At 45.7% G+C, this 22,422-nt stretch carries 23 protein-coding genes and 1 pseudogene; 18 read left to right on the forward strand and 6 right to left on the reverse strand.

What is annotated here, in order from left to right:
• Positions 1-69: 69 nt before the first annotated feature.
• The 3 genes and pseudogenes from AC4E8B_RS06520 to AC4E8B_RS06530 all read left to right on the forward strand — a co-directional run.
• Positions 70-1,482: a SpoVR family protein gene (locus AC4E8B_RS06520; protein ID WP_490219538.1), complete on the forward strand. Its 1,413-nt coding sequence runs from the start codon at positions 70-72 to the stop codon at positions 1,480-1,482.
• Positions 1,483-1,615: 133 nt separating this feature from the next.
• Entirely contained in the window at positions 1,616-1,912 is a 297-nt protein-coding gene (locus tag AC4E8B_RS06525) for a hypothetical protein (protein WP_490217769.1), read from the forward strand.
• A 211-nt stretch (positions 1,913-2,123) separates the two neighbouring features.
• Positions 2,124-2,222: pseudogene (locus AC4E8B_RS06530) on the forward strand (arsenate reductase); the annotation flags it as partial.
• 124 nt (positions 2,223-2,346) lie between these two features.
• On the opposite strand, the gene AC4E8B_RS06535 reads toward AC4E8B_RS06530, so the two are convergent.
• Positions 2,347-2,838 carry a PCYCGC motif-containing (lipo)protein gene (locus AC4E8B_RS06535; RefSeq protein WP_490217771.1) on the reverse strand — a complete coding sequence of 164 codons (492 nt, stop codon included), beginning with the start codon at positions 2,836-2,838 and terminating at the stop codon, positions 2,347-2,349.
• Between the two features lie 224 nt (positions 2,839-3,062).
• Here AC4E8B_RS06535 and AC4E8B_RS06540 point away from each other — a divergent pair, with 224 nt between their 5' ends.
• The 7 genes from AC4E8B_RS06540 to AC4E8B_RS06570 all read left to right on the forward strand — a co-directional run bounded on the left by AC4E8B_RS06540 (position 3,063) and on the right by AC4E8B_RS06570 (position 9,374).
• Positions 3,063-3,431, forward strand: a complete 369-nt coding sequence (locus tag AC4E8B_RS06540; protein ID WP_490217772.1) for an ArsR/SmtB family transcription factor — start codon at positions 3,063-3,065, stop codon at positions 3,429-3,431.
• Complete coding sequence (locus AC4E8B_RS06545; protein WP_490217773.1) at positions 3,424-5,559, forward strand: heavy metal translocating P-type ATPase; 2,136 nt, start codon at positions 3,424-3,426, stop codon at positions 5,557-5,559. The genes AC4E8B_RS06540 and AC4E8B_RS06545 overlap by 8 nt, the downstream gene beginning before the upstream one ends.
• A gap of 515 nt (positions 5,560-6,074) precedes the next feature.
• Positions 6,075-7,127, forward strand: a complete 1,053-nt coding sequence (locus AC4E8B_RS06550; protein WP_490219540.1) for a flavin-containing monooxygenase — start codon at positions 6,075-6,077, stop codon at positions 7,125-7,127.
• Positions 7,124-7,279 carry a hypothetical protein gene (locus AC4E8B_RS06555; protein WP_490217774.1) on the forward strand — a complete coding sequence of 52 codons (156 nt, stop codon included), beginning with the start codon at positions 7,124-7,126 and terminating at the stop codon, positions 7,277-7,279. The genes AC4E8B_RS06550 and AC4E8B_RS06555 overlap by 4 nt, the downstream gene beginning before the upstream one ends.
• A 4-nt stretch (positions 7,280-7,283) precedes the next feature.
• Complete coding sequence (trxB, locus tag AC4E8B_RS06560; RefSeq protein ID WP_490217775.1) at positions 7,284-8,243, forward strand: thioredoxin-disulfide reductase; 960 nt, start codon at positions 7,284-7,286, stop codon at positions 8,241-8,243.
• A 130-nt stretch (positions 8,244-8,373) separates the two neighbouring features.
• Positions 8,374-8,568, forward strand: a complete 195-nt coding sequence (locus AC4E8B_RS06565; protein ID WP_490217776.1) for a hypothetical protein — start codon at positions 8,374-8,376, stop codon at positions 8,566-8,568.
• Between the two features lie 401 nt (positions 8,569-8,969).
• On the forward strand, positions 8,970-9,374 hold the full coding sequence (locus tag AC4E8B_RS06570; RefSeq protein ID WP_490217778.1) for a hypothetical protein: 405 nt from the start codon (positions 8,970-8,972) through the stop codon (positions 9,372-9,374).
• Between the two features lie 103 nt (positions 9,375-9,477).
• Here AC4E8B_RS06570 and AC4E8B_RS06575 read toward each other — a convergent pair whose 3' ends face one another.
• Complete coding sequence (locus AC4E8B_RS06575; protein WP_490217779.1) at positions 9,478-10,347, reverse strand: TetR/AcrR family transcriptional regulator; 870 nt, start codon at positions 10,345-10,347, stop codon at positions 9,478-9,480.
• 207 nt (positions 10,348-10,554) lie between these two features.
• Between AC4E8B_RS06575 and AC4E8B_RS06580 the strand changes: the two genes are divergently transcribed.
• Positions 10,555-13,737 (forward strand): efflux RND transporter permease subunit, encoded by a 3,183-nt coding sequence (locus tag AC4E8B_RS06580; RefSeq protein ID WP_490217780.1) that lies wholly within the window; start codon positions 10,555-10,557, stop codon positions 13,735-13,737.
• Between the two features lie 66 nt (positions 13,738-13,803).
• Here the strand turns inward: AC4E8B_RS06580 and AC4E8B_RS06585 are convergent, their stop codons facing one another.
• On the reverse strand, positions 13,804-14,994 hold the full coding sequence (locus tag AC4E8B_RS06585) for a chromate transporter (RefSeq protein WP_490217781.1): 1,191 nt from the start codon (positions 14,992-14,994) through the stop codon (positions 13,804-13,806).
• Positions 14,995-15,018: 24 nt separating this feature from the next.
• Positions 15,019-15,327 (reverse strand): PadR family transcriptional regulator, encoded by a 309-nt coding sequence (locus AC4E8B_RS06590; RefSeq protein ID WP_490217782.1) that lies wholly within the window; start codon positions 15,325-15,327, stop codon positions 15,019-15,021.
• A gap of 218 nt (positions 15,328-15,545) precedes the next feature.
• Here AC4E8B_RS06590 and AC4E8B_RS06595 point away from each other — a divergent pair, with 218 nt between their 5' ends.
• From AC4E8B_RS06595 to AC4E8B_RS06615, 5 genes are all read left to right on the forward strand, one after another.
• Positions 15,546-15,851 (forward strand): YckD family protein, encoded by a 306-nt coding sequence (locus AC4E8B_RS06595; protein ID WP_490217783.1) that lies wholly within the window; start codon positions 15,546-15,548, stop codon positions 15,849-15,851.
• Positions 15,852-16,358: 507 nt separating this feature from the next.
• A complete protein-coding gene (locus AC4E8B_RS06600; protein WP_490217784.1) occupies positions 16,359-16,973 on the forward strand; it encodes a protein kinase family protein in 615 nt (204 codons plus the stop codon).
• A gap of 75 nt (positions 16,974-17,048) precedes the next feature.
• On the forward strand, positions 17,049-17,384 hold the full coding sequence (locus AC4E8B_RS06605; RefSeq protein WP_490217785.1) for a hydrolase: 336 nt from the start codon (positions 17,049-17,051) through the stop codon (positions 17,382-17,384).
• Between the two features lie 91 nt (positions 17,385-17,475).
• Positions 17,476-17,805 (forward strand): four-helix bundle copper-binding protein, encoded by a 330-nt coding sequence (locus AC4E8B_RS06610; protein ID WP_490217787.1) that lies wholly within the window; start codon positions 17,476-17,478, stop codon positions 17,803-17,805.
• A gap of 245 nt (positions 17,806-18,050) precedes the next feature.
• Positions 18,051-18,419 (forward strand): rhodanese-like domain-containing protein, encoded by a 369-nt coding sequence (locus AC4E8B_RS06615; RefSeq protein WP_490217789.1) that lies wholly within the window; start codon positions 18,051-18,053, stop codon positions 18,417-18,419.
• 40 nt (positions 18,420-18,459) lie between these two features.
• Here AC4E8B_RS06615 and AC4E8B_RS06620 read toward each other — a convergent pair whose 3' ends face one another.
• Together AC4E8B_RS06620 and AC4E8B_RS06625 are read right to left on the reverse strand one after the other, a co-directional pair.
• Positions 18,460-19,455 (reverse strand): sensor histidine kinase, encoded by a 996-nt coding sequence (locus AC4E8B_RS06620; protein ID WP_490217790.1) that lies wholly within the window; start codon positions 19,453-19,455, stop codon positions 18,460-18,462.
• A gap of 45 nt (positions 19,456-19,500) precedes the next feature.
• On the reverse strand, positions 19,501-20,202 hold the full coding sequence (locus tag AC4E8B_RS06625) for a LytR/AlgR family response regulator transcription factor (protein ID WP_490217791.1): 702 nt from the start codon (positions 20,200-20,202) through the stop codon (positions 19,501-19,503).
• 166 nt (positions 20,203-20,368) lie between these two features.
• On the opposite strand from AC4E8B_RS06625, the gene AC4E8B_RS06630 reads away from it, so the two are divergent.
• Positions 20,369-21,118 carry an ATP-binding cassette domain-containing protein gene (locus AC4E8B_RS06630; protein WP_490217792.1) on the forward strand — a complete coding sequence of 250 codons (750 nt, stop codon included), beginning with the start codon at positions 20,369-20,371 and terminating at the stop codon, positions 21,116-21,118.
• Positions 21,108-22,271, forward strand: coding sequence for an ABC transporter permease (locus AC4E8B_RS06635; protein ID WP_490217793.1), 1,164 nt, complete (start codon positions 21,108-21,110; stop codon positions 22,269-22,271). The genes AC4E8B_RS06630 and AC4E8B_RS06635 overlap by 11 nt, the downstream gene beginning before the upstream one ends.
• Positions 22,272-22,422 lie beyond the last annotated feature (151 nt).

The raw sequence follows: 22,422 nt of genomic DNA on the forward strand, positions 1-22,422 counted from the left end.
TTTTTATTGATTCATCAATCCCGTCCTTCTCTCATAAAATTGAGATAAGAACATGAAGGAGGAGAGATGATGAGAGACACCGACCGCAAAGGCCTTGAGCATGCCATACAGGAAATTACCGAGATTGCCACAGGATTCGGCTTGGATTTTTATCCTATGCGGTATGAAATATGCCCTGCGGATATCATTTATACATTTGGCGCCTACGGGATGCCCACACGATTTTCCCACTGGAGCTTCGGCAAGCAGTTTTATAAGATGAAGCTCCATTATGATCTGGGCCTTTCAAAAATATATGAGCTTGTCATCAATTCAGATCCGTGCTATGCGTTTTTGCTTGATTCCAACTCATTGATCCAGAATAAGCTGATTGTTGCCCATGTCCTTGCCCATTGCGACTTTTTCAAAAATAATATCCGGTTTCAAAATACGAAAAGAGACATGGTGGAAAGCATGTCTGCAACGGCAGAACGGGTCCGCCAGTATGAAGTCGAGCACGGCAAGCATGAGGTGGAAACCTTCCTTGATGCTGTCCTTGCCATTGAGGAGCATATTGATCCCAGCCTGATGAGGCCGAAGCTGGCATGGAGTGCAGAAGACCTTGAATACGAAGAAGATGCGCCGGCAGCGACCCCGTATGATGATCTCTGGAATTTGGACAGCAGGAGCAAAAAGAAGCAGGAGAAGAGGAAAAAGATCAAGAAGATTCCTCCTCAGCCGGAGAAGGACCTTCTGCTGTTTATTGAATCATACAGCAGGGAGCTGACGGATTGGCAGCGGGATATCCTGACGATGATGCGGGAGGAAATGCTGTATTTCTGGCCGCAGCTGGAAACGAAGATCATGAACGAAGGCTGGGCTTCCTATTGGCATCAAAGAATCCTGCGGGAATTGGATCTCACCAGTGATGAATCCATTGAATTTGCGAAGCTCAACGCAGGGGTGGTTCAGCCTTCACGGACAAATATCAATCCATATTATCTTGGCCTGAAAATTTTTGAGGATATTGAAGACCGCTATGACAATCCTACAGAGGAAATGAAAAAGCGAGGCGTCCAAAGCGGGTCCGGCAGGGAAAAGATGTTTGAGGTGCGCGAAGTCGAATCAGATATATCCTTCCTGCGCAATTACCTGACAAAAGATCTTGTCATGCGGGAGGATATGTATCTGTTCCAGAAGCAGGGGAAGGATTACAAAATCGTCGACAAAGGCTGGGAAGAAGTCAGGGACCAGCTTGTCAGCATGAGGGTCAATGGGGGGTTCCCGTACTTAACGGTCGTAGATGGAGACTATCTGAAAAATGGGGAGCTGTACCTGAAGCACGGATTCGAGGGGATTGAACTGGACTTGAAATACCTTGAGAAGGTACTTCCATACGTTCATCAGCTCTGGGGGCGCAACGTCAACATGGAAACAATCGTCGAGGGAAAGCAGATGCTGTTTACCTATGATGGTAAGGGCATACACAGGAAGTATTTGTAGAATAAAGAAGAATTAAAAGGGGAAGCCGACCGGTTTCCTTTTCTTTTTGGTACAAATCCACGATGGAAAAAAAGGATTTATTGAACAACTAAACGAAATGTGCTTCTAAAAGCAAATATGGAGGTACAGAACCATGAGGAAGTGGATCTTTTATATTTTTGGAGCTGCAGTGTTATTGGCAGTTTTTTTCATCATGACCAATCCTTCAAAACAGGACTATCTGGAATTTAGTGAAAAGCAAACTGGAGAACACCTTCCAGAAATTGTTAAAGTAGAGAGAGCGAATTTTCTCTTTTTTTCTGTATATACGCCCAATGTCCACCATGAACGGGGTATCACACATATGGGGATCTGCAGCGGCTTTCATCAGATATCTGATGGTCAATTTGATGACCCCTGGTGGATGAAGCTGCTTGATTTTTTCAAGTGAATTCTATTTTTCATGTCATTTCTTTTTTTTTTTGGGCTCCATAAGGAAGAGGGAAGCATATTGGCAAGAAACCAATGAAACGAAAAAAGGCTTCTAGTAACTCTAACTCCATCAGCATCAGCTCCATTAAAGGGGTGCGTTTTTAAAAAGCGTCTAAAAGTTGTGGGAAGTTAATCACCAAGATAAAAGTGGAAACACCATTGGTTGTGATTCAAAAGCAGAAGGGACAGACGAAGAAAAATGGGCATTTTTCCAGCGTGTGCGTGATGAAGGAGATCGCATTAAGCGGTTCAGCGAAACCGGCGTCTGATATAAGCCAGCATTCATACCGATAAAGGTAAAAACGAAAGCCGCAGGCAAATAATAAATGAGAAAGCACACATCTGATTTTTAAGATGTGTGCTTTCCATTTGTCTAAGAGATCCCATTATTATTTATGCTTTTGGCATAGGAGTCGGAGTCGATTCAATCCCCGTCCCTTTATATTTCTCATCGATCATATTACGGATATCCTTAAGGGGTGTTCCTTTATTGAACTCTGATTTAGCCTCACGGGCTATGTTTACACAGACTCCTCAGCCAAAGCCCATTGTATCCAGGGAAACGGTGCTGCCGTTTACGCTGTCGACAAAGCAATTCGTATTGCTTTCGTGGCCATCTTCCTCGTAGCAGCCGCAATAGCATGGCATATAATTAAGTACCTCGGGATGCTCGACTGCAAACTGATAAGCTTCCAGTATTTCCGGGCTGTCTGTGTAAGTGGTCACGGCGGCCCAGTCATTGCTTCCTAAGGTATAAGTTAATTCAGGGGCACTTTGATTTTTATGTTCACCTGAATGGCCTGCATGTGAGGAGTCTTCCTCTGTTGAAGAACATCCGGCAGCCAGCGTGATGGCAGCAAGAATAGGAAAAATAGATCTCTTCATCGAACCACCTCTCTACAAGTTCATTTACTATGCTAGCATACAAAAAAAACTCCAGCAGATACAATCCTTTATGATACAAATTTATGAAAAGAACTTTTCATTTTTAAAAAATGGACACATAATTCCTATTTTTTATCCAGAACATTCAAATAATTATTTGACCGTAAGGTATTTATTGCATAAACTAATAATCAAATAAACATTTGAATGTCGAGGTGATGCAAATGAAGCAGAATGACATTTGTGAAGTAAAATGCGTGGATGAAGTGAAAGTTAAACGTATAAAGAATAGCATTGAAAAAGAGAACACACAGGCTGTTGCCCAAATATTCAAGGCGCTGTCCGATGATACCAGGATCAGGATTGCTTTTGCCTTATACGAAGAAGAAGAGCTGTGTGTATGTGATGTAGCCAATATTGCAGGCAGCACGACGGCAACAGCTTCCCATCATTTACGCCTGCTTCGGAATCTCGGGCTGGCAAAGTACCGCAAAGAAGGCAAGCTTGTGTATTACTCCCTGGACGATGACCATGTGAAGCAGCTGATACGGATTGCCTTTGAACATCAGAAGGAGGTGGCAGCCAATGAGTGAAATGTTAGAGAAATCTACTGAAAAAACCGTCTATAGAGTACAGGGCTTTTCCTGAGCAGGCTGTGCCGCTAAGTTCGAAAAGAACGTAAAACACCTGGATGGTGTTTCTAATGCAAATGTAAATTTCGGCGCTTCAAAACTGACTGTTTACGGAAACGCCTCGATTATGGAACTGGAAAAAGCAGGTGCTTTCGAAAACCTGCGTATCATCCCTGAGAATCAAAGGTTTGATGAAAGAAAAGAGCCTTTCTGGCAGAAGCATTCTTATGTTATGGCATCGTTTATCCTGCTGATTATCGGCTGGGCAGCCGGACAGATGAATGGTGAGGAAAGCCTGTCCTCTATCCTTGCGTACGGGGCATCAATAGCAGTGGGAGGGTGGCGCCTTTTTATAACAGGCTTAAAAAACCTCTTCCGCCTCCAGTTTGATATGAGGACGCTGATGACCATTGCAGTCATTGGTGCAGCCTTTATCGGTGAATGGGGTGAAGGCGCAACGGTTGTCATTTTATTTGCCATCAGTGAGGCCCTTGAAACTTATTCAATGGATAAAGCGCGGCAGTCGATCCGGACGCTGATGGATATCGCTCCTAAGGAAGCGCTGATCCGCAGGGGAAATCAGGAACTGATGGTTGAAGTGGATGATATCCAGCCGGGAGATATTATGCTTATAAAGCCAGGACAGAAAATCGCGATGGATGGAAAAGTGGCTAAAGGCTTTTCTTCCGTCAACCAGGCGGCGATCACAGGTGAATCTGTCCCGGTTTCAAAAAGTATTGGGGATGAAGTATTTGCCGGGACTCTGAATGAAGAAGGTGTACTTGAAGTTAAGGTCACAAAAAGGGCAGAAGATACGACAATCGCTAAAATCATTCATCTTGTAGAAGAGGCACAGGCTGAAAGGGCCCCTTCACAGGCATTTGTCGATAGATTTGCCAAGTACTACACACCGATTATTATAATGGCCGCATTTGGTGCGGCAGTTGTTCCGCCTCTATTTTTTGGTGCTGATTGGAGCGAATGGATCTACCAGGGCTTGGCTGTGCTGGTGGTTGGCTGTCCGTGTGCCCTGGTCATTTCAACTCCGGTTGCCATCGTGACGGCGATTGGCAATGCTGCTAAAAATGGCGTACTGATTAAAGGCGGAATCCATCTGGAGGAGATGGGGGGCATAAAAGCCCTGGCATTTGATAAAACAGGCACCCTCACAAAAGGGACTCCCGCTGTCACGGATTATATCCCTTTTCCAGGGACTGACTCTAAACAGCTGCTTTCTGTTGTGGCTGCCCTGGAGAACGGCTCTCAGCATCCATTGGCATCAGCCATCATGAAAAAAGCGGCGCAGGAGGGGCTGGACTATCAAAACATTGAAGTAGAGGACTTTTCCTCCATCACGGGAAAAGGTATTAAAGGCAATATACATGGTGAAACCTACTATGTCGGCAGTCCAAATCTTTTTGATGAAGTACTGCCTAATGGAATTCCTGAAGAATTAAGAACGATGATCCTGGACCTGCAAAATCAGGGCAAGACAGTGATGGCAGCAGGAACATCAGCCGAAATTCTGGGACTGATCGCTGTTGCGGATGTGCTGAGGGAAAATAGCAGGGATGTTATTCAAAAGCTTCACGCATTAGGGATTGAGAAGACCATTATGCTGACAGGTGATAATCTTGGAACGGCGAAAGCCATTGGAAGCCAAGCGGGGGTAACAGACATCAAAGCCGAACTGCTGCCTGCAGACAAACTCTCCTATATCAAGGAATTGCGGGAGAAATATAACCGTGCCGGCATGGTTGGGGACGGTGTGAACGATGCACCTGCACTGGCTGCGTCGACAGTTGGGATTGCCATGGGAGGCGCTGGTACGGATACCGCTCTTGAAACGGCGGATATTGCACTGATGGCTGATGACCTCGGGAAGCTGCCTTTTACGGTTAAATTGAGCAGAAAAGCAATGACGATCATCAAGCAGAACATTACATTCTCGCTGGGCATTAAGCTTGTGGCCCTGCTGCTCGTCATTCCCGGCTGGCTTACATTATGGATTGCCATCTTTGCTGATATGGGCGCAACATTGATTGTCACATTGAATGGGCTGAGGCTTCTCAGAGTAAAAGACAAATAAGGCCAGTTGTCTGGGAAGCTTTTTTATAAGGCTCTTTTCGTAAAGATTGTTGCTTTTAATTATAAAAGGGGAATCATTTACATTTAATGGTTTTATATAAAGACAGGATTATTCAGCTAACGGGGCATTTTAGTGAAGGAATGGTTGTCTTATCCTTATTTGAGTAGTGGCGAGCAACCCTTTAAAATAAGCGGAGAATTTTCTGTTAAGCTGCTGAATAGGGTGCAGTTGGGTGTAAATTAGCGGAGAAATTCCGGTAAGGCGGAGCAAATTTGCTTCTTTTCCTATTTTTTGAGTCGATAGCCGGAATTTCTCCGTCTATTTGATCTAATTTTAGTGTTTTTTCTAAATTAGAGGAAATTTCTCCGCTTATTTTTCAACCTGTCACTGATCCTCATTCAGATCCGGGAAGGTACGCTCTTTTATGGCTAAGCGGGATTGCTCTTAAATGATTTTCTTGAAGGATGGAAATATAGTAAATCTAAAGAGCATTTTATAAAGAGGGGATAGGCGTGATTTATGATGTTGTGGTGATTGGAGCAGGTCAAGCTGGACTTGCCATGGGATACCATTTGAAACAAACAAGCTTGTCTTTTCTCATTCTTGATGAAGGGAAGGAAATCGGACAGAGCTGGAAAGAGAGGTATGACTCTCTTACTTTATTTACTCCATACTCCTATAGTTCACTTCCGGGGCTGGAATTCACTGGGACTGGCAGATATCCAGCCAAGGATGAAGTCAGTGAATATCTTATTAATTATGCACAAACATTTTCACTGCCGGTGAAGCTCAGATCAAAGGCAGCAAAATTGGATCATTTTCAAGATCAATTTTTATTGTCTGCAAGCCAGGGGGATATTTATTGCCGGAATGTTGTTGTAGCGACCGGTCCTTTCCGCCACCCGGTAATTCCGTCTTTTTCAGAAAGCTTATCAGAAGAAGTTCTTCAGCTCCATTCATCTGAGTACAAAAATCCTGAACAGCTGAAAAGCGGCAATGTGCTGGTTGTTGGCGGGGGCAATTCAGGAGCGCAAATCGCGGCCGAAATTTCAAAAAGCAGGCAGACCTATTTGTCGTCCGGGCATGCTCTCAGTTATATGCCGCAGGATATAGGCGGGAAGAGCATATTCTGGTGGTTTGATAAGCTGGGAGCCTTAAAAGCAGATGCCAACAGCATGATCGGGCAGTTTATCAGAAATAAGCCGGATCCCATCTTTGGCTATGAACTAAAGGAGAAGATCAAAAGCAAGACTATTTCCCTGAAGCCGCGGACCGCAGCAGCGGACAAGGACCAAGTATTCTTTGAGGATGGGTCCTGTCTGAATGTAAGCAGCATTATTTGGTCCACTGGCTTTAAATCTGATTACCGGTGGATAAATATCCCTTCTGTTTTTAATGATAAAGGATTGCCCATACATAATAGAGGTGAAACAGCGGTTAATGGATTATATTTTTTAGGGCTTCCCTGGCAGTATAGAAGAGGATCTGCTTTGCTTCAGGGAGTTGGATTGGACGCTGAATATTTGGCAGGGAAAATGTTGCAGAACCAGTTAATCCTGATGCAATGATAAGCAGAAGCGTTAGGAAGGGTATAGATTCAGAGCCGGAAGATTTATTCTTCCGGCCCTTTTGGGTTTCAGGAAAGGAAGCTGCTATGGATCTTGTTATAAAAAAGGATGAAAAGGGTACGAATGAAATAGATACTGTTATTGGAGGTTGATCACATGGAAAAGGTAGTAATTCTGGGGACCGGACCGGCCGGCCTGACTGCTGCGATCTATTTGGCGCGTGCCAATATGAATCCGGTCATCATTGAGGGCGATCAGCCTGGAGGACAGCTGACACTGACGACAGAGGTCGAGAACTTCCCGGGCTTCACCGATGGAATCATGGGGCCTGAGCTGATGGAAAATATGAGAAAGCAGGCTGAACGCTTTGGCGCAGTCTTTAAGAGAGGATGGGTGACAGAAGCTGACTTTTCAAAGAAGCCGTTCCGGATGAGAGCTGACGGTATTGGAGAAATAGAAGCAGAATCAGTCATTCTTTCAACCGGCGCCTCTGCCAAGCTTATGAACATCCCCGGCGAGAAAGATAACATCGGCAAGGGAGTCAGCACCTGTGCCACTTGCGACGGTTTCTTTTTCCGAGGAAAAAAAGTCCTGATCATCGGCGGCGGGGATTCTGCCATGGAAGAAGCCAACTTCCTCACTAAATTTGCTGACAATGTAACCATTGTCCACCGCAGGGATGAGCTTCGGGCTTCAAAGATTATGCAGGACAGAGCAAGGGAAAATAAGAAAATCAGCTGGAAGCTGAACCGGACTCCTCTAGAGGTCCTTTCAGAATCTGATAAAGTAACCGGCCTTAAAGTGCTGAATAATGAAACCGGCGAAGAAGAAGTCCTTGAAACAGATGGCATCTTTGTTGCGATTGGCCACAGGCCCAATACAGGATTCCTCGGCAGCCAGATCGACCTGGACAAGGCAGGCTATATCACTGTGAAGCCGGGCACAACAGAGACCAATATCAGAGGTGTATTTGCCTGCGGCGATGTCCAGGATAAAAGATACCGCCAGGCCATCACCGCTGCAGGAACCGGCTGCATGGCAGCCCTTGATGCCGAAAGATATCTGGAAGGTGACGCCATCCTTGATTGGAGCGAAACCCTGAACCAAGGCCAGTAGAAGATTTTCCCTTTAAAAATGCTGGGAAATAAGCAATAAATCAACTGGGAAAAGGCAGGATAAAGGATGGATGCATTATTTTATAAACCTGTTATAATGAGTGGAAAAATCATTATTAGGGTGGTTTTGCATGGAGAATACAAGCTGCAGATATGTCATCAACGCTTCAGGAAAACGCGGTGAAATGTATCATACGACATGCGAAAATAAAATGGAAGTCAAAAGATGGATTGAAGAAAACCAGGAAAAGATCCTGGCAGACAAAGTAAAAGTGACGGACAAGAAAAAACGTCCTTTTTCCGGACTTCTGTATTTTATAAAATAATCATCCAGGGGGTGCCGCATTTATAGCGGCATTCTTCTTTACCGTGTATAAAGTTCTCTGAACAGGTGAATATAATAGTATGGTGCCTGTAGCTCAACGCAAAGAGCAGCCGTTTTTTTCCAGTGTAAAAAGCTGTGCATTTTGCGGGTTGGAATCCCGCCAGGTCCATTTAAGGCCGCTTCCCTTTTGGGGATGCGGCTTTTCCCGTGTTACAAAATCAGTATAATTAATCATGGAAAAATCAAAAAACTTAATTGACATTGATAATCAGTATCAATTATAATAAATTCAATGATATTGATAATCAGTATCACTTAAAGCGGGGCTGACCTGCCAACACCCCCTCTACAGTCCCGCTTTAGTACATAATTTATAAAAATCATTGACAGGAGGGACTGGTTTTGAATCATCAGTTTGCGGTATTGGACAATTTCAGGCATGAATACCCTGTCTGCAGGGCGTGCTGTGGGGGAAAAGCCCCTGGCCCGCTTGATCTGAAAAAGGGCGATGTTCTGGCCATTACATGTGAGAGGAAATATGTTGACCTTCTGGGATGGTTTTTCTTAATAGATATCAATGGGGAGCGGCAGGTATATATGTCTACTGCCGACCTGGAATATTATTATTCCAGCGGAAAGATGTGCTCTTTCTTCGACCTGGCACTAAAAATCAACCATTTGAGCTACAAAGTCGATCAATCACTGGACTGCAGGAATAAAAAAGAGTTTGGAATGTATTCTGAACAGCTTAAGCAATGGCAGGAGTTCCAGGAGAGCGTGCATGAAAAGGATAAAGAAAAAGTATAAAGGCAGGGAGATGCGTCATTGATGCATCTTCCTGCCTTATTTTTTTGCTGATTAGTCTTAAGGCTGCAGAAACAAGTGCTGTGCCGGATTCGGCAAGATCGATTTATTGCAATGATAGATTGAAATGCTCTGCTATCCTGGAGATATAGGAATCGAATTCCCGGATGCCCTTGAAGTTTGACAGCATGCCCTGGATGACCGGGATCCTTGGGCTGCTGCTCAAGATTTCAGTTTCCAGTACTTCCATTGAAACAGCAAGGTCTTCTTTATGCCTTCCTGACAACGCTTCCTTTTTCATGTTTTTCACAATCGTGTTGATATTTCCTTTATGACCGGCGAGCATTTCTTTGGCTGCTTCAAGCAGCGCTGCATTTTTTTCCTCCGAAATGATCGGCTCTTCCTGCAGGATGCCGCGGACAATGCTGTCCATCCTCCGCATGATATACTCTGCGACTCCATCTGCTTTAAAGTTTTCGGGATCATGCATGAGAATTTTAAAGAATGGGTGGAACATGCCTTCAATCATCATGGACAGGTCCCAAAGATAGGGAGTGATTTTCTCGCCATAGATGGAAGACAGGCCATTTCTGTAGAATTGATGCACCTCTATGATCCTTGCGAATATAAGCTCCTTTAGCCCTTCATGCCTTGGCAGCGCCTGCTCCCGCGTGAGCATGATCATAAAGTCTTTATGGGTCACAAATGTGTTGAAAAGAGCACTCAGCTGGCTTATGAATTTCCCGCGGGGCTCGAGGTCCGTGTTTTCGAATACATAGATTTCAGCATGCAATTCATCGAAGCTATTATCGAAAATGGCATGAAGGAGTTCTTCCTTTGACTTGAAATAAAGGTAGAAGGTTCCCTTAGAGATGCCTGTATCATTGGCGATTTCCTGGATGGAGGTTGAGCTGAAGCCTTTTTGGGCAAATAGTTTTTTTGCGGAGTCAAGTATCAGTTTTTCTTTTTCTTTCAATGTATAAAAACCTCCCTGTAGGTTTCTCTAAGAGCCATTTATAGAGACTGAAGCATTCAGCAGCAGTCACAATATCGCCACATTTTTAACCTGTGGTAAAACTTGACGTATGACCGGTCAGTCAGTTATGCTAGGCTCTGTAGTGACCAGTCAGTCACATCATAATACAAAAAGACAATTAAATCAATTATAGCAAGGAGAGGAATTATGAAAAGCATTATCCAGTTTTCCCTGAAAAACAAGTTTGCTGTCTGGCTTCTTACGATCATTATTACGGCAGCAGGCCTGTATTCCGGGCTGAACATGAAAATGGAAACTATCCCGAGCATTACGACTCCGCTTGTTTCCGTTATGACCGTCTATCCGGGTGCCACTCCGGAACAGGTGGCGGACGAAATATCAGAACCGATTGAAAAGAGGATCCAAAATCTTGAGGGAGTGTCTGTGGTAAGCTCTTCTTCATTCCAGAACGCTTCTTCGGTTCAAATTCAATACAATTTTGATAAAGATATGGATAAAGCACAGGAGGAAGTGAAGGAAGCACTGGACAGCCTGGAGTTTCCTGATGGGGCCCAGGAGCCAAGTGTTTCCCGCCTTAGCCTTGATGCATTCCCGATCATGTCCCTGAGCATTTCAGATGAGAAAAAATCACTGCCTGTGCTGACAAAATCGGCTGAAGAGCAGATTGTGCCTGAACTCGAAGGGATAGAAGGGGTTTCTTCTGTCCAGATATCAGGCCAGCAGCTTCAGGAAGCCCAGCTTACATTTGACCAGGAAAAAATGGCTGAATATGGACTGGACGAAGATACAGTCAAGAATATTATAAAAGGTTCAGATGTTTCTTTTCCTTTAGGATTATACACTTTTGAAAGTACGGAGAAATCTGTTGTTATTGATGGAAATATCTCTACAATAGATGACTTGAAGCAGCTGAAGATTCCAGCTGTTCCACAGGGAGCCGGACAGCAGGGCCAAGGTGCTCCGGCTGAGGCCGGCCAGCAGGCTGCAGGACAGCAGCAGGGTGCTGCTCCGGGTGCAGGTGCACAGCAGGGCGCAGGCCAGGCGGGTGCAGCTGCCGGAATTCCTGTTGTTGAACTTCAGGATATCGCCAGTATTGAAATCGTCGGCAAGGCTGAGTCGATTTCAAGGACAAATGGCGAAACATCCATCGGCGTACAGATTGTTAAAGCGGCCGATGCCAACACGGTAGAAGTTGTCAATGATGTAAAGGCCCAGCTCTCAGAGCTTGAAAAAGATATTGATGGCTTGAAGGTAACCCCGATTTTTGACCAGGGAGAGCCGATTGAAGAATCTGTTGAAACCATGCTTAGCAAAGCCGTGTTTGGGGCAATTTTTGCTATGATCATCATTCTTCTGTTCCTGCGCAATTTCAGGACGACGATCATTTCTGTCATCAGCATCCCTTTGTCACTGCTTATTGCGATTTTGCTGCTGAAGCAGATGGATATCACGCTCAACATTATGACATTGGGTGCCATGACTGTGGCTATCGGCCGTGTCATTGATGATTCCATCGTAGTCATCGAGAATATTTTCCGCCGGATGAGCCTTAAGGGCGAAGAATTGTCAGGCAGGGAATTGATTGTTTCGGCAACGAAGGAAATGTTCATGCCGATCTTGTCTTCGACCATTGTGACAATTGCGGTATTCCTTCCGCTTGGATTGGTTAAAGGCACAGTAGGGGAACTGTTCCTTCCATTCGCCTTAACCGTTGTATTTGCCTTGCTTGCATCGCTTCTTGTAGCGATCACGATTGTGCCGATGATGGCCCACACGTTCTTCAAGAACGGATTGCCGGCCAAGCATCAGCATCATGATGAAGAAAAGCCCGGCAAGCTGGCTTCAGGCTATCGGAAAGTCCTTAACTGGGCGCTGAACCACAAAATCATCACCTCAGGGATTGCCATCCTGATGCTGGTCGGAAGCTTATTCCTTGTACCGGTCATCGGCGTCTCTTTCCTGCCTGCTGATGAGCAGAAAATGGTGATCGCAACATATAAGCCGGAGCCGGGCCAGACACTTGAAGAGGTAGAGGAAATTGCCGGACGTGCAGAAGATATGCTTCTGGACAGGGACGGAGTGAAAAATCTGCAGTTCTCTGTGGGCGGAGAAAATCCAATGAACCCCGGCCAGTCAAATTCTGCCATGTTCTTTGTAGAATATGAAGATAGTAAAGAGAATTTCGATCAAGAAAAAGAAGATGTGATTGAAGACCTGAAAGATACCTCTGATAAAGGAGAATGGGGAAGCCAGGACTTCTCCGGAATGGGCTCAAGCAGCTCGCTCTCCATGCAGGTATTCGGGGACAGCATGGATGATATCCAGCCTGTCATCACCGAACTTGAGGGCATCTTTAAAGACAATGATTCTTTGACAAATGTTAAAACAAGCATCTCTGATACGTATGAAGAATACACGCTGGTAGCAGATCAGGAGAAATTAAGCAGCCTTGGACTGTCTGCCGCGCAGCTGGGAATGGGCCTATCGAACACAGGCCAGCGCCAGGTGCTGACGACAATCGAGCAAGACAGCCAAACCATCAATGTGTATGTGGAGATGGAAGCAGAGTCTTACGGGAATATTGATGAACTGACAAATAAAACGATCCAGTCGCCATTGGGGATCGAAGTGCCGATCAAAGATGTAGTCGAGGTACAGGAAGGAACGACTTCCGATACGATTACCAGGCAGGATGGCAGAATTTATGCGAATGTCAGCGGCGAAATTACAACAAAGGATGTAGCGAAAGTTTCTGCAGATGTCAATGCGGAAGCAGAAAAGCTTGATTTGCCTTCCAGTGTTGAAATTTCAATGGGCGGCGTAACAGAGGATATTAATGAATCCTTTACACAGCTGGGGCTTGCAATGCTTGCTGCCATTGCCATCGTATATCTTGTTCTGGTCATTACGTTTGGCGGCGGACTAGCGCCATTTGCTATTCTGTTCTCATTGCCATTTACGATCATCGGCGCGCTTGTCGGGCTATTGATAGCAGGTGAGACCTTGAGCGTATCTGCCATGATCGGGGCATTGATGCTGATCGGGATTGTTGTGACCAATGCAATCGTCCTGATTGACCGCGTCATCCATAAGGAACAGGAAGGCCTGCCGACACGGGAAGCGCTTCTGGAAGCAGCCGGTACAAGGCTCCGTCCGATCCTGATGACAGCGATCGCGACGATCGGTGCATTGGCGCCGCTGGCAGTCGGGCTTGAAGGAAGCGGCCTGATTTCCAAAGGGCTGGGAGTGACCGTTATCGGCGGACTCACAAGCTCCACGCTTCTTACATTGCTGATTGTGCCGATTGTGTACGAAAGCTTGATGAAGCTGAAGAGAAGAGGCAAAAAGAAAACAGCAGCTGCTGAATAAGCAGATTGAAGAGGCAGCGGGAATCCCCCGCTGCCTCTTTTTTTCTATTCAACTGAAGAATGGCACCTAGAGAAGCCCTAATAAAGCCCCGCCGGCTGCCCCGGTGAGTACGACGATCCATGGAGGCAGCTTCCAGTAGGCAAGCATGGCAAAAAGGATGCTTGCAAATGCAAAGTCTGCCGGTTCCAGGATGGAGCTCGTCCAGATCGGATTATAAAAGGCAGCAATCAGAATGCCTACTACCGCCGCATTAACCCCCATCAATACACTGGCAGCCTTTGGATTGCTGCGCAGCGCATCCCAGAAGGGCAGCGCGCCTGCAATCAATAAAAAGGCAGGGAGGAATATAGCGGCAGTTGCCAACAGGCCGCCCTGCCAGCCGCTGATCACAGCTCCGATATAAGAAGCAAAGGTGAAGAGCGGGCCAGGCACCGCCTGAGCAGCGCCATATCCGGCAAGAAAGGCTTCCTCTGTCAGCCAGCCGCCCGGCACAAACTCCCGCTCAAGGAGGGGAAGCACAACATGCCCGCCGCCAAATACAAGTGAGCCAGATCGGTAGAAGCTGTCAAACATAGCAATCCAGCTTAGGGAAGTGGCCTCCCGCAGAATTGGAAGTATGATGAGCAGGCCGAAAAATAAGGCCAGTGCTGCAGCGCCTGTCTTTTTTGAAATCGGAAATGGCATTGGTGCCTTTTTTTCCTGCGAGTGGTTTCTGTAAAGGACAAAACCGGCAATTCCCGCGGCTAAGATAATCGAAATCTGGGAAATGGCAGTCTGCCACAAAAGGGCTGCTGTCAGGGCAAGAAGGACGATGGCCTTCCTTTTCAGATCAGGTGCGAGCTTTGATGCCATCCCCATGATGGCATGCGCGACAACAGCAGTCGCTACCATTTTCAAACCATGGATCCATCCTGAATCGGCTGCATCCAGGCCATCCATGAGAAGTGCAAATAGTATCAGTGCTGCAACAGAAGGAAGGGTAAAGCCTAAGAAAGCAAGAAAACCGCCGATCAGGCCTCCTCTGGCAAAGCCGATCCCCATGCCGACCTGGCTGCTTGCAGGGCCGGGCAGGAACTGGCATAGAGCTACTAGATCAGCATAGCTTTGCTCATCCATCCACTTCCGCCTTCTGACATACTCTTCATGAAAATAGCCCAAATGGGCGATGGGCCCGCCAAAGGATGTCAATCCAAGCCTGGCAGAAACAAGCAAAATTTCTACAAATGTTTGAATGGTATATCTTCTTTCTGTTTTCATCGATTCGTCTCTCCTTTCGTCAAATCAATCCTTGATTTCTTTAAAAAGCTCATAGGCCTTTTTCCGGGCTTCTTCCAAAACCGCCTGCCCTTTTGGGGTAGCACCATAGTACTTACGGATTTTTCCATCCACGTTCCGGTTTTCCTTCATAAGCAGACCGTCTGACTCCATTCCGTGAAGAATCGGGTACAATGTGCCGGAGCTTATCGAATAGCCATGCTCCTTCAGCTCTTCCAGCATCCATGCTCCATAAATCGGTTCTTCTAGGGCATGGTGGAGAATATGGATCTGGATGAAGCCTAAGAATAATTTGCGCAGGATCTTGTCTTCCACATTTTTAAGCCCCCTCTCCACAATGTCGGATCTCAATATCGGGTTTCGATATTGACAGTATAGCAATATCTGATTGATCTTTAAGCGGATTTACAAAACCTTTACAAAAGATAAATGAAATGAAAGAATATCTCTAATTTTTACCATTCATGGATTTGTTTATTGGAGGAGAAAATATATCCAGACAATGAAAAGGAGTGAAGGATATGTTGAGAAAAATGAGCGTTTTACTTTTATGTGCCTTTTTTCTTGGGCAGACTGCCGGCGCTGTATATGCAGAAGGTACGGACAGCGAGCAGCGGAAGCAGCTGACTGAGGCACAGGTGAAGGAAATTGAAGCTCTTCAGACAGATGTCCTGGAGGCAAGGAAAAAGGTCATTATGAAATATGCAGACTTTGGGGCAATCACCGCAGAGCAGGCACAGGAAATGGTGAAGCATCTGGAAAAAAGGCATGAAAAAATGAAAGAAGAAGGCTTCATGCCGCACTGGCTGAATCGCAAGCACTGCCCGCATTGCCATTAATAGATAAAATATGGAGGCTGTTTGACTTAAACACCCTTCCTTTGTAAAATATGCTTAGAAAACTGTAACTTCAAAAGCTGTCCAGCTCCAGGCGCCATCGGCTGGATGTATGCTTGAGGCCCACAGGACGCGGGGCATGCAGAAACTGCCACAGGACGTCGCGCTCATAGGCTGCGTTCATTTTATTAAGCGGACGCCTTCCGCTTTTCGAATAAAGGGAGCATCAGATAAGCAGGCCGTCAATACGGGCAGGTGGCCCCGGCTTTGCTGGCAATCAGTGAATGGTTTGCGAGACCTTTACCGCGTTTGTCTGGTATGGGTCTCTTTTATTTATAGAGGCATTATGACCCGGCAAACGGTCATGATGCCTTTTTTTTGTCTTTTGAATTGTGCAAGTCCAGTTATTAGCATCAGTTAGACTATTGAGAGAGGTTCTGGAATACATCTTTACTAGGAGGGGCAGGCTCTGCTATTTTGCTGAGCCTGTAAAACAGGAGGAGGAACTCTATGCCGCAGAACAAGTATGAAAGGCTCGCTGAAAGCGTCCTTATTGCAGAAGATCCGGTCAGATATATACAAAAAGATGAAGCCCTCCTTCATGCAGGAACAGGCAGGAGTGCAGCTGTTTTCAGGATTGCCGGGACACAAAAGGCCCTGAAGATATTTGCGCCTGCTTTCAGCCATATTGCCCGGGAAGAGGCTGAGATTTATAGGCAGCTCGAGGGGGCCGAGTATTATCCGCGTTTGCATGAAATGGGTGACCAATATATTGTTATTGACTATATTGAAGGACAAACCTTTTTTGAATGCCTTACAAAAGGAATCAGAATTACTCCTGAAGATCTTGCAAGAGTGGATGCGGCGCTGGAGCATGCCCGCGATAAAGGGCTGAACCCGTCAGACATCCATCTCAGGAATATTTTTAAAACTGCAGGCGGGGAAATCATGCTGATTGATGTAGCAAGATTCAGGCAGGCCAGCTTCTGCAGGCAATGGCAGGACCTTAAATATTTTTTCTGCAAGTTCTATTTCAAGCCTTTTTTTCCAAAAAAGTTCCCTGGGTTTGTATTAAATGGGGCGGCATATGTGTATAAAAGGATATTGAAACAGCGCAGCTGCTGACAGGAATGAGCTTACTCTGGTTTAAACATGGCTTTCTGTGTGGTAAAGGCATAAAAAAAGCCAGGAGTTGAGACGATGGAAGAGAAGCAAGATTATTATATTGATATTGAGAATGGCCAAATCCATCCGGGAAGAGCAGAAGGAGAGGACTGGCAGTTCAGGGTCTTTGCAAATGACGAGGAAATCCACCAGCTGGCTAAGTATTTGAACATCAACTATAATGCAGATTTAAAAACATTTGTACGATCGCATATTCCTTTCCTTGAATATCATAAAGATCCGCAGAATGATGAATATGACGCAACGATTGAACAAGCGTATGCGCTGATTTACCAGCTTGGAGATGAGGAAGCAAGAGCACATGTAAAGAGCATGGGCATTTTATCCGAGGAAGAACTGAACAGACGCTGATGACATCCAGGCAGCCTGAATTTGGCTGCCTGTTTGTTTGATTTCCATTTAAAGTGGTAACAGAGTAGAAAAAGAAAATGGAGGGATTCTATTGGCGAACTCAGTTTATGAAGAATGTATAAAAGCCTGTCTTGAATGCATGGATGCGTGCAATATGTGCTTTGATGCCTGCCTGAAGGAAGATGATGTAAAGATGATGGCCCGCTGCATCAGGCTTGACCGGGAGTGTGCCGATTTTTGTGCGTTTGCCGCTAAGGCAATGCAATCAGGCAGCCCATTTGCAAAGCAGATCTGCGCTGTCTGTGCTGATATATGCGAAGCCTGCGGAGAAGAGTGCAGAAAGCATGATCATGAGCATTGCCAGAGATGTGCAGAGGCCTGCTTGAAATGTGCAGAAATCTGCCGCAGCATGGCAGCCTGAGTATGGCTGTTACAAGGGCAAGGATCACGGGCAGGATTCCCTGGCACTGGCAGTCAGATTTTTAAAAAAGCTTTTGTGATCATATGGAAAGCCGGGCTGGACCGGCTTTTTTTTATGAAGGAAAAAGAACGGCAGCCTGCAAACATTTGAGTTGATTTTATACCTGAAGGCGTATATGATCGAAGTGCTGATATACCAATTTATTGAGAATTTGGACCATTACTAACTTCGATGAGGTAAAGAAAATGATATACATGCTGATCATGCTTTTATTTATGGCTGCAGTCCCGTTCTATAACCGTTATGTTCCAGTCTATAAGGTGCCGTGCCGGAGGATTGATGAAATTCCCGTTGAGGACGTGATCCTTGATATCAGGGATTATAATGAAGGCTATGAAGAACGGATCCCGGGAGCAGTGAATCTTCCTGTCCCTTATATGACCCGAAATCTGGGGGAAATCCCTTCAAGGAAGATCCATCTTATTTGCGCCTCGCCGCTGGAGCGGAATATGGGAGTCCGTATCCTTCAGAAAAATGGCTTTGAAGTGGCAGGATTCACAATGTCCAATAAGAAATGTGCCGGGAAGGCGCTAACCTGCTGCCATAAATATTAAAGAAATCCCCCCATTGTAAGAATGGGGGGATTTCTTGTCTTCACGAGATGTGCGGAATCTTTATTTTGACTTCAAATGAATGGCCTTTATGGGTATGGTCCAGGAAGCCATTATAGGAAAGGGCGATATCTTTAATAATCTTCGTGCCAAGCCCTTCGTGATCACCCTCTTTATCAGACATGCCGAATTTTTCAAACAAGGAGTCTATGATGTACGGAGGGACAGGCAGTGTACTATTGGTGCAGGTCAAAATCATAAGTCCGCTTCTTTTGTAAAACTGAAGCCTTGCATATGCATCTTCAAAGCCGGAAGCTTTATAGGCAGCAGCCGCCTCGATGCTGTTGGACAGGATATTGCCGGCCAATGCGGCTATATCCTCATCTTTCATGGGGAGAGAAGAAAGAGGCAGCTCCAGGTCGTAGTGTATGCTTATACCTTCCGCAGAGGCCTTTTTTTGCATATGGTGCAGCACACCGGCAACAGGTCCGCTCTCCCCTTTGATGGCCAGATTCACTTCTTCATACCCGGATAAGAGACCCTCGAAGTAGGCTTTTGCTTCGCCAAATTGCCCTTTATCCAGCATATAATGGACGGCTGAGACATGCTTCAGGAAATCATGGCGCTGCTTGCGGACAGAAAGGAAGGTATCATTGAGCTGCCGGATCTCCAGCTCCTTCCCCGCAAGGCTGGTGCCGGAGGACTCAATGATCCTCCCTCCATGCCATCTGGCTGTTTCTGCCAGCACTGCGGCTGCTGCTGCAGCTGAAACAGCAGCTTTTGAGCCTGCCAGGAATGCAGCGAGAAGGATAAGCAGGTGAAGAACGGCAAAAAGGGCAGCCAGGCCTGGATGAAAATTGGATGAGTTCATTTTTAAGGATGAAAAAAGGACGGCCAAAAAAACAAGGAATGCCAAAACGCCTGCCAAAACCGGCTTCAGCTCAGATGCCAAAAGCATGGAATAGCCGGCTCCGGCAGCGGAAATCAGCACCGGATAAAGATGGGCAGGTGCAGAGCTGTTTTTTATTTGAACGAGCAAAACCATCTTCCCCTTTTTAAATAAGATTAGCCGCAGATGGATCGGTTAAAAATAGTGGTCCTGCAGATAATCTATTTTTTCTTTTGTGATCATTGCTTTTTCTGACGTTCCATCAAAAAAGACAATATAAGAGTTCTTTGCATATAGAGAAAAGTTTTTTACATAATGGATATTAATGATGAATGAACGGTGTGAGCGGATAAAGTCTCTTTCCCTGAGCTCGCCTTCAAGCTCATTCAGTGTCTGGTATGTTTTGATAGTTTCCATCTTTGTATGTATCGTGGTGGAGCGGCCGGACCGTTCAATAAAAATAATATCTTTTTTCTGAATGATATGGATATCGCTTTTTTGCCTGAGAAAGAGCCGGCCGGAAATTTCCGATGTCCGGTTTTTTTCAATATAGCGGAGTACGGCTTTTTCAAGCCTGTCTTTTGCGAATGGCTTCATAATATAATCATGGACATTCAGTTCAAAGGCATGGACCGCATAGCCGCTTGTGCCTGTCACAAAAATGACGGCAATATCCAGGGCGTATGTATGGATAATATCGGCCAGTTCGTAGCCGGATAGGCCAGGCATTTCAATATCGGCAATCAGGAGATCGATTTCTTCCCGTTTGACCCGTTCGTAAGCCTCTTCTGCAGAGGTGGTCGAAAAGATGATCTCTGTCCCTTCCATCTTGGATAGTATTCCATACAGTTTATCTAAATCAATCGGCCGGTCATCCACCAGTCCCACTTTTATCATAGTTTCGCCTCTCGTCAATGAAATTACGATTCTATTTTACCATCAATTGAACAGAAAACACCCTTTTCGCGACAGGAAATGGCATTTTTGCGACAGAATGGAAGCGTTGAGGCGATCAGACAGGTAAGATTAAACTACAAAGAGAGCAGGAAAGGAGCAAAAATAGATGATCGAGATAAAGGAAGTAACTAAAAGATTCAAAGATAAAAAAGTGCATGTGACTGCGCTGAAGCATATATCATTTTCAGTCAGGGAGGGCCAGGTGGTGGGCCTTCTTGGGGAAAATGGGGCAGGGAAAACAACACTATTGAGGACGATTGCCACGCTGTACACGCCGACCGAGGGTGCCGTTTCAGTCGGCGGCTTTGATACAGTTAAACAGCCTGATGAGGTAAAGAAGCGGATGGGCGTTCTGTTTGGCGGGGAAACCGGCTTATACGACCGCCTTACGGCCAGGGAAAATCTTGAGTACTTTGCATCTCTTTACGGTCTTGGCCGCCATGAAACAAAGGTCAGGATCGATGAGCTTGCAGTGATGTTTGGCATGAAAGACTATCTGAACAGGAAGGTAGGCGGATTCTCCAAAGGGATGAGGCAAAAGGTTGCCATTGCGAGGACCCTTATCCATGATCCGGAAATCATTCTGTTCGATGAACCGACAACCGGCCTTGATATCACTTCTTCAAATGTATTCAGGCAGCTTGTCAGCTCGCTTAAAAGGCAGGGGAAAACAATCATTTTTTCCAGCCATATTATGGAGGAAGTGAAGATGCTCTGCGACTCAGTGGTCATGATCCATAAAGGTGAAATGGTCTATAAGGGCGGACTCGAGGATTTATACCATGAAGAGGGAAGCTCAGATTTGAATTATATTTTTGAATCAAAATTGGTGAGGGGGAACGACTATGCTTCGTAATATTTATATAAAAGAAATGAAGGATATCCTGAGGGACCGGAGGACATTGCTTTTGAGCGTACTGCTGCCGATCCTTCTGCTCACAGGCCTTACATTGTTCTATGAAAAAATGATGTCTGACGGATCTGAAACTTATACTCTTGCCATCAGCGAAACTGCAGGCGAAGAGGCTAAGGAGCTGGTTTCAGGCATTCCTAACCTTGAGGTAAATGAGTATGCCGATCCCGAGAAGGCTGTAAAAGACGGGGAGGCGCACGCAGCCATTGAATTCAGCGGCCAATTTTTTGAAAAGCTTGAAGGCGGGGAGCGGGGAACCGCTGTCATCAAGGGTGATTCCCTCAGCCAGAACTCTGCTTATGTTATGTCACAGCTGGAAGGCGCATTGAATGCTTACAGCGATACAGTGGTTTCAGAAAGGCTGACATCTGCAGGCGTCGATCCCCTGGTAACCCAGCCGATTGAGGTCCAGGTAAGTGAAATCAATAATGAAGACGAAAATGCTGCTTCTGTCGGTATACTTGCGGGCTTCCTGCCTATGGTCATTACGATTGCAATCGCATCCGGTGCATATCCTGCCGCTTCAGACTTATTTGCGGGCGAGAAAGACCGAAAGACAATGGAGGCACTGCTGATGACGCCGGTCAGCAGGATCAAGCTTCTGTTTGCGAAATGGCTAGCAATCTCCACAATCGGCATGATCGCCGGTATTGTATCAGTTGCCGCGATTGTACTGGAGACAGTATTCCTGACCGAAAAACTCAAGGCTGCCCTGGAATTCGGGGACAATACTTTCGCGATTATCACTATAACAGTTGTGATTACCCTGCTGTTCGCCTTGTTCATGGGTGCGCTGCAAATGGTTGTCAGCATCATTGCGAAAACAGTGAAGGAAGCACAGAACTATATTTCCCCGATCATGATGCTTGCAATTGTGCCGACTCTCTTCCTGAGCGGCGTGGGCATCAATGAATTGACTATGAAACATTTTCTTATCCCATTTGTGAACATCCATGCACTGATCAACGAGCTGCTCCACGGCAGTGTCAATATGGAGAATATCCTTTTGACCCTGGCAAGTACGGCTGTCTCCATTGTCCTTGTGTTCATCATCTCCCGCTCATTATTCCTTAAGGATAAATGGGTGCTGAACTGAAATAATGCCAGAAGGGCGCTGCAGCCATGCAGCGTTCTTTGTTTGTTTTTCAGGCTTTGTGGAAAATAATATGAAAAAATGTTTTCAATATCAGATTATTTCGGTATGATAATATTTAGTATAACGAAATATTCAAAAGACGAAAGAAGTG

Source organism: Bacillus sp. SRL543 (assembly GCF_984799205.1).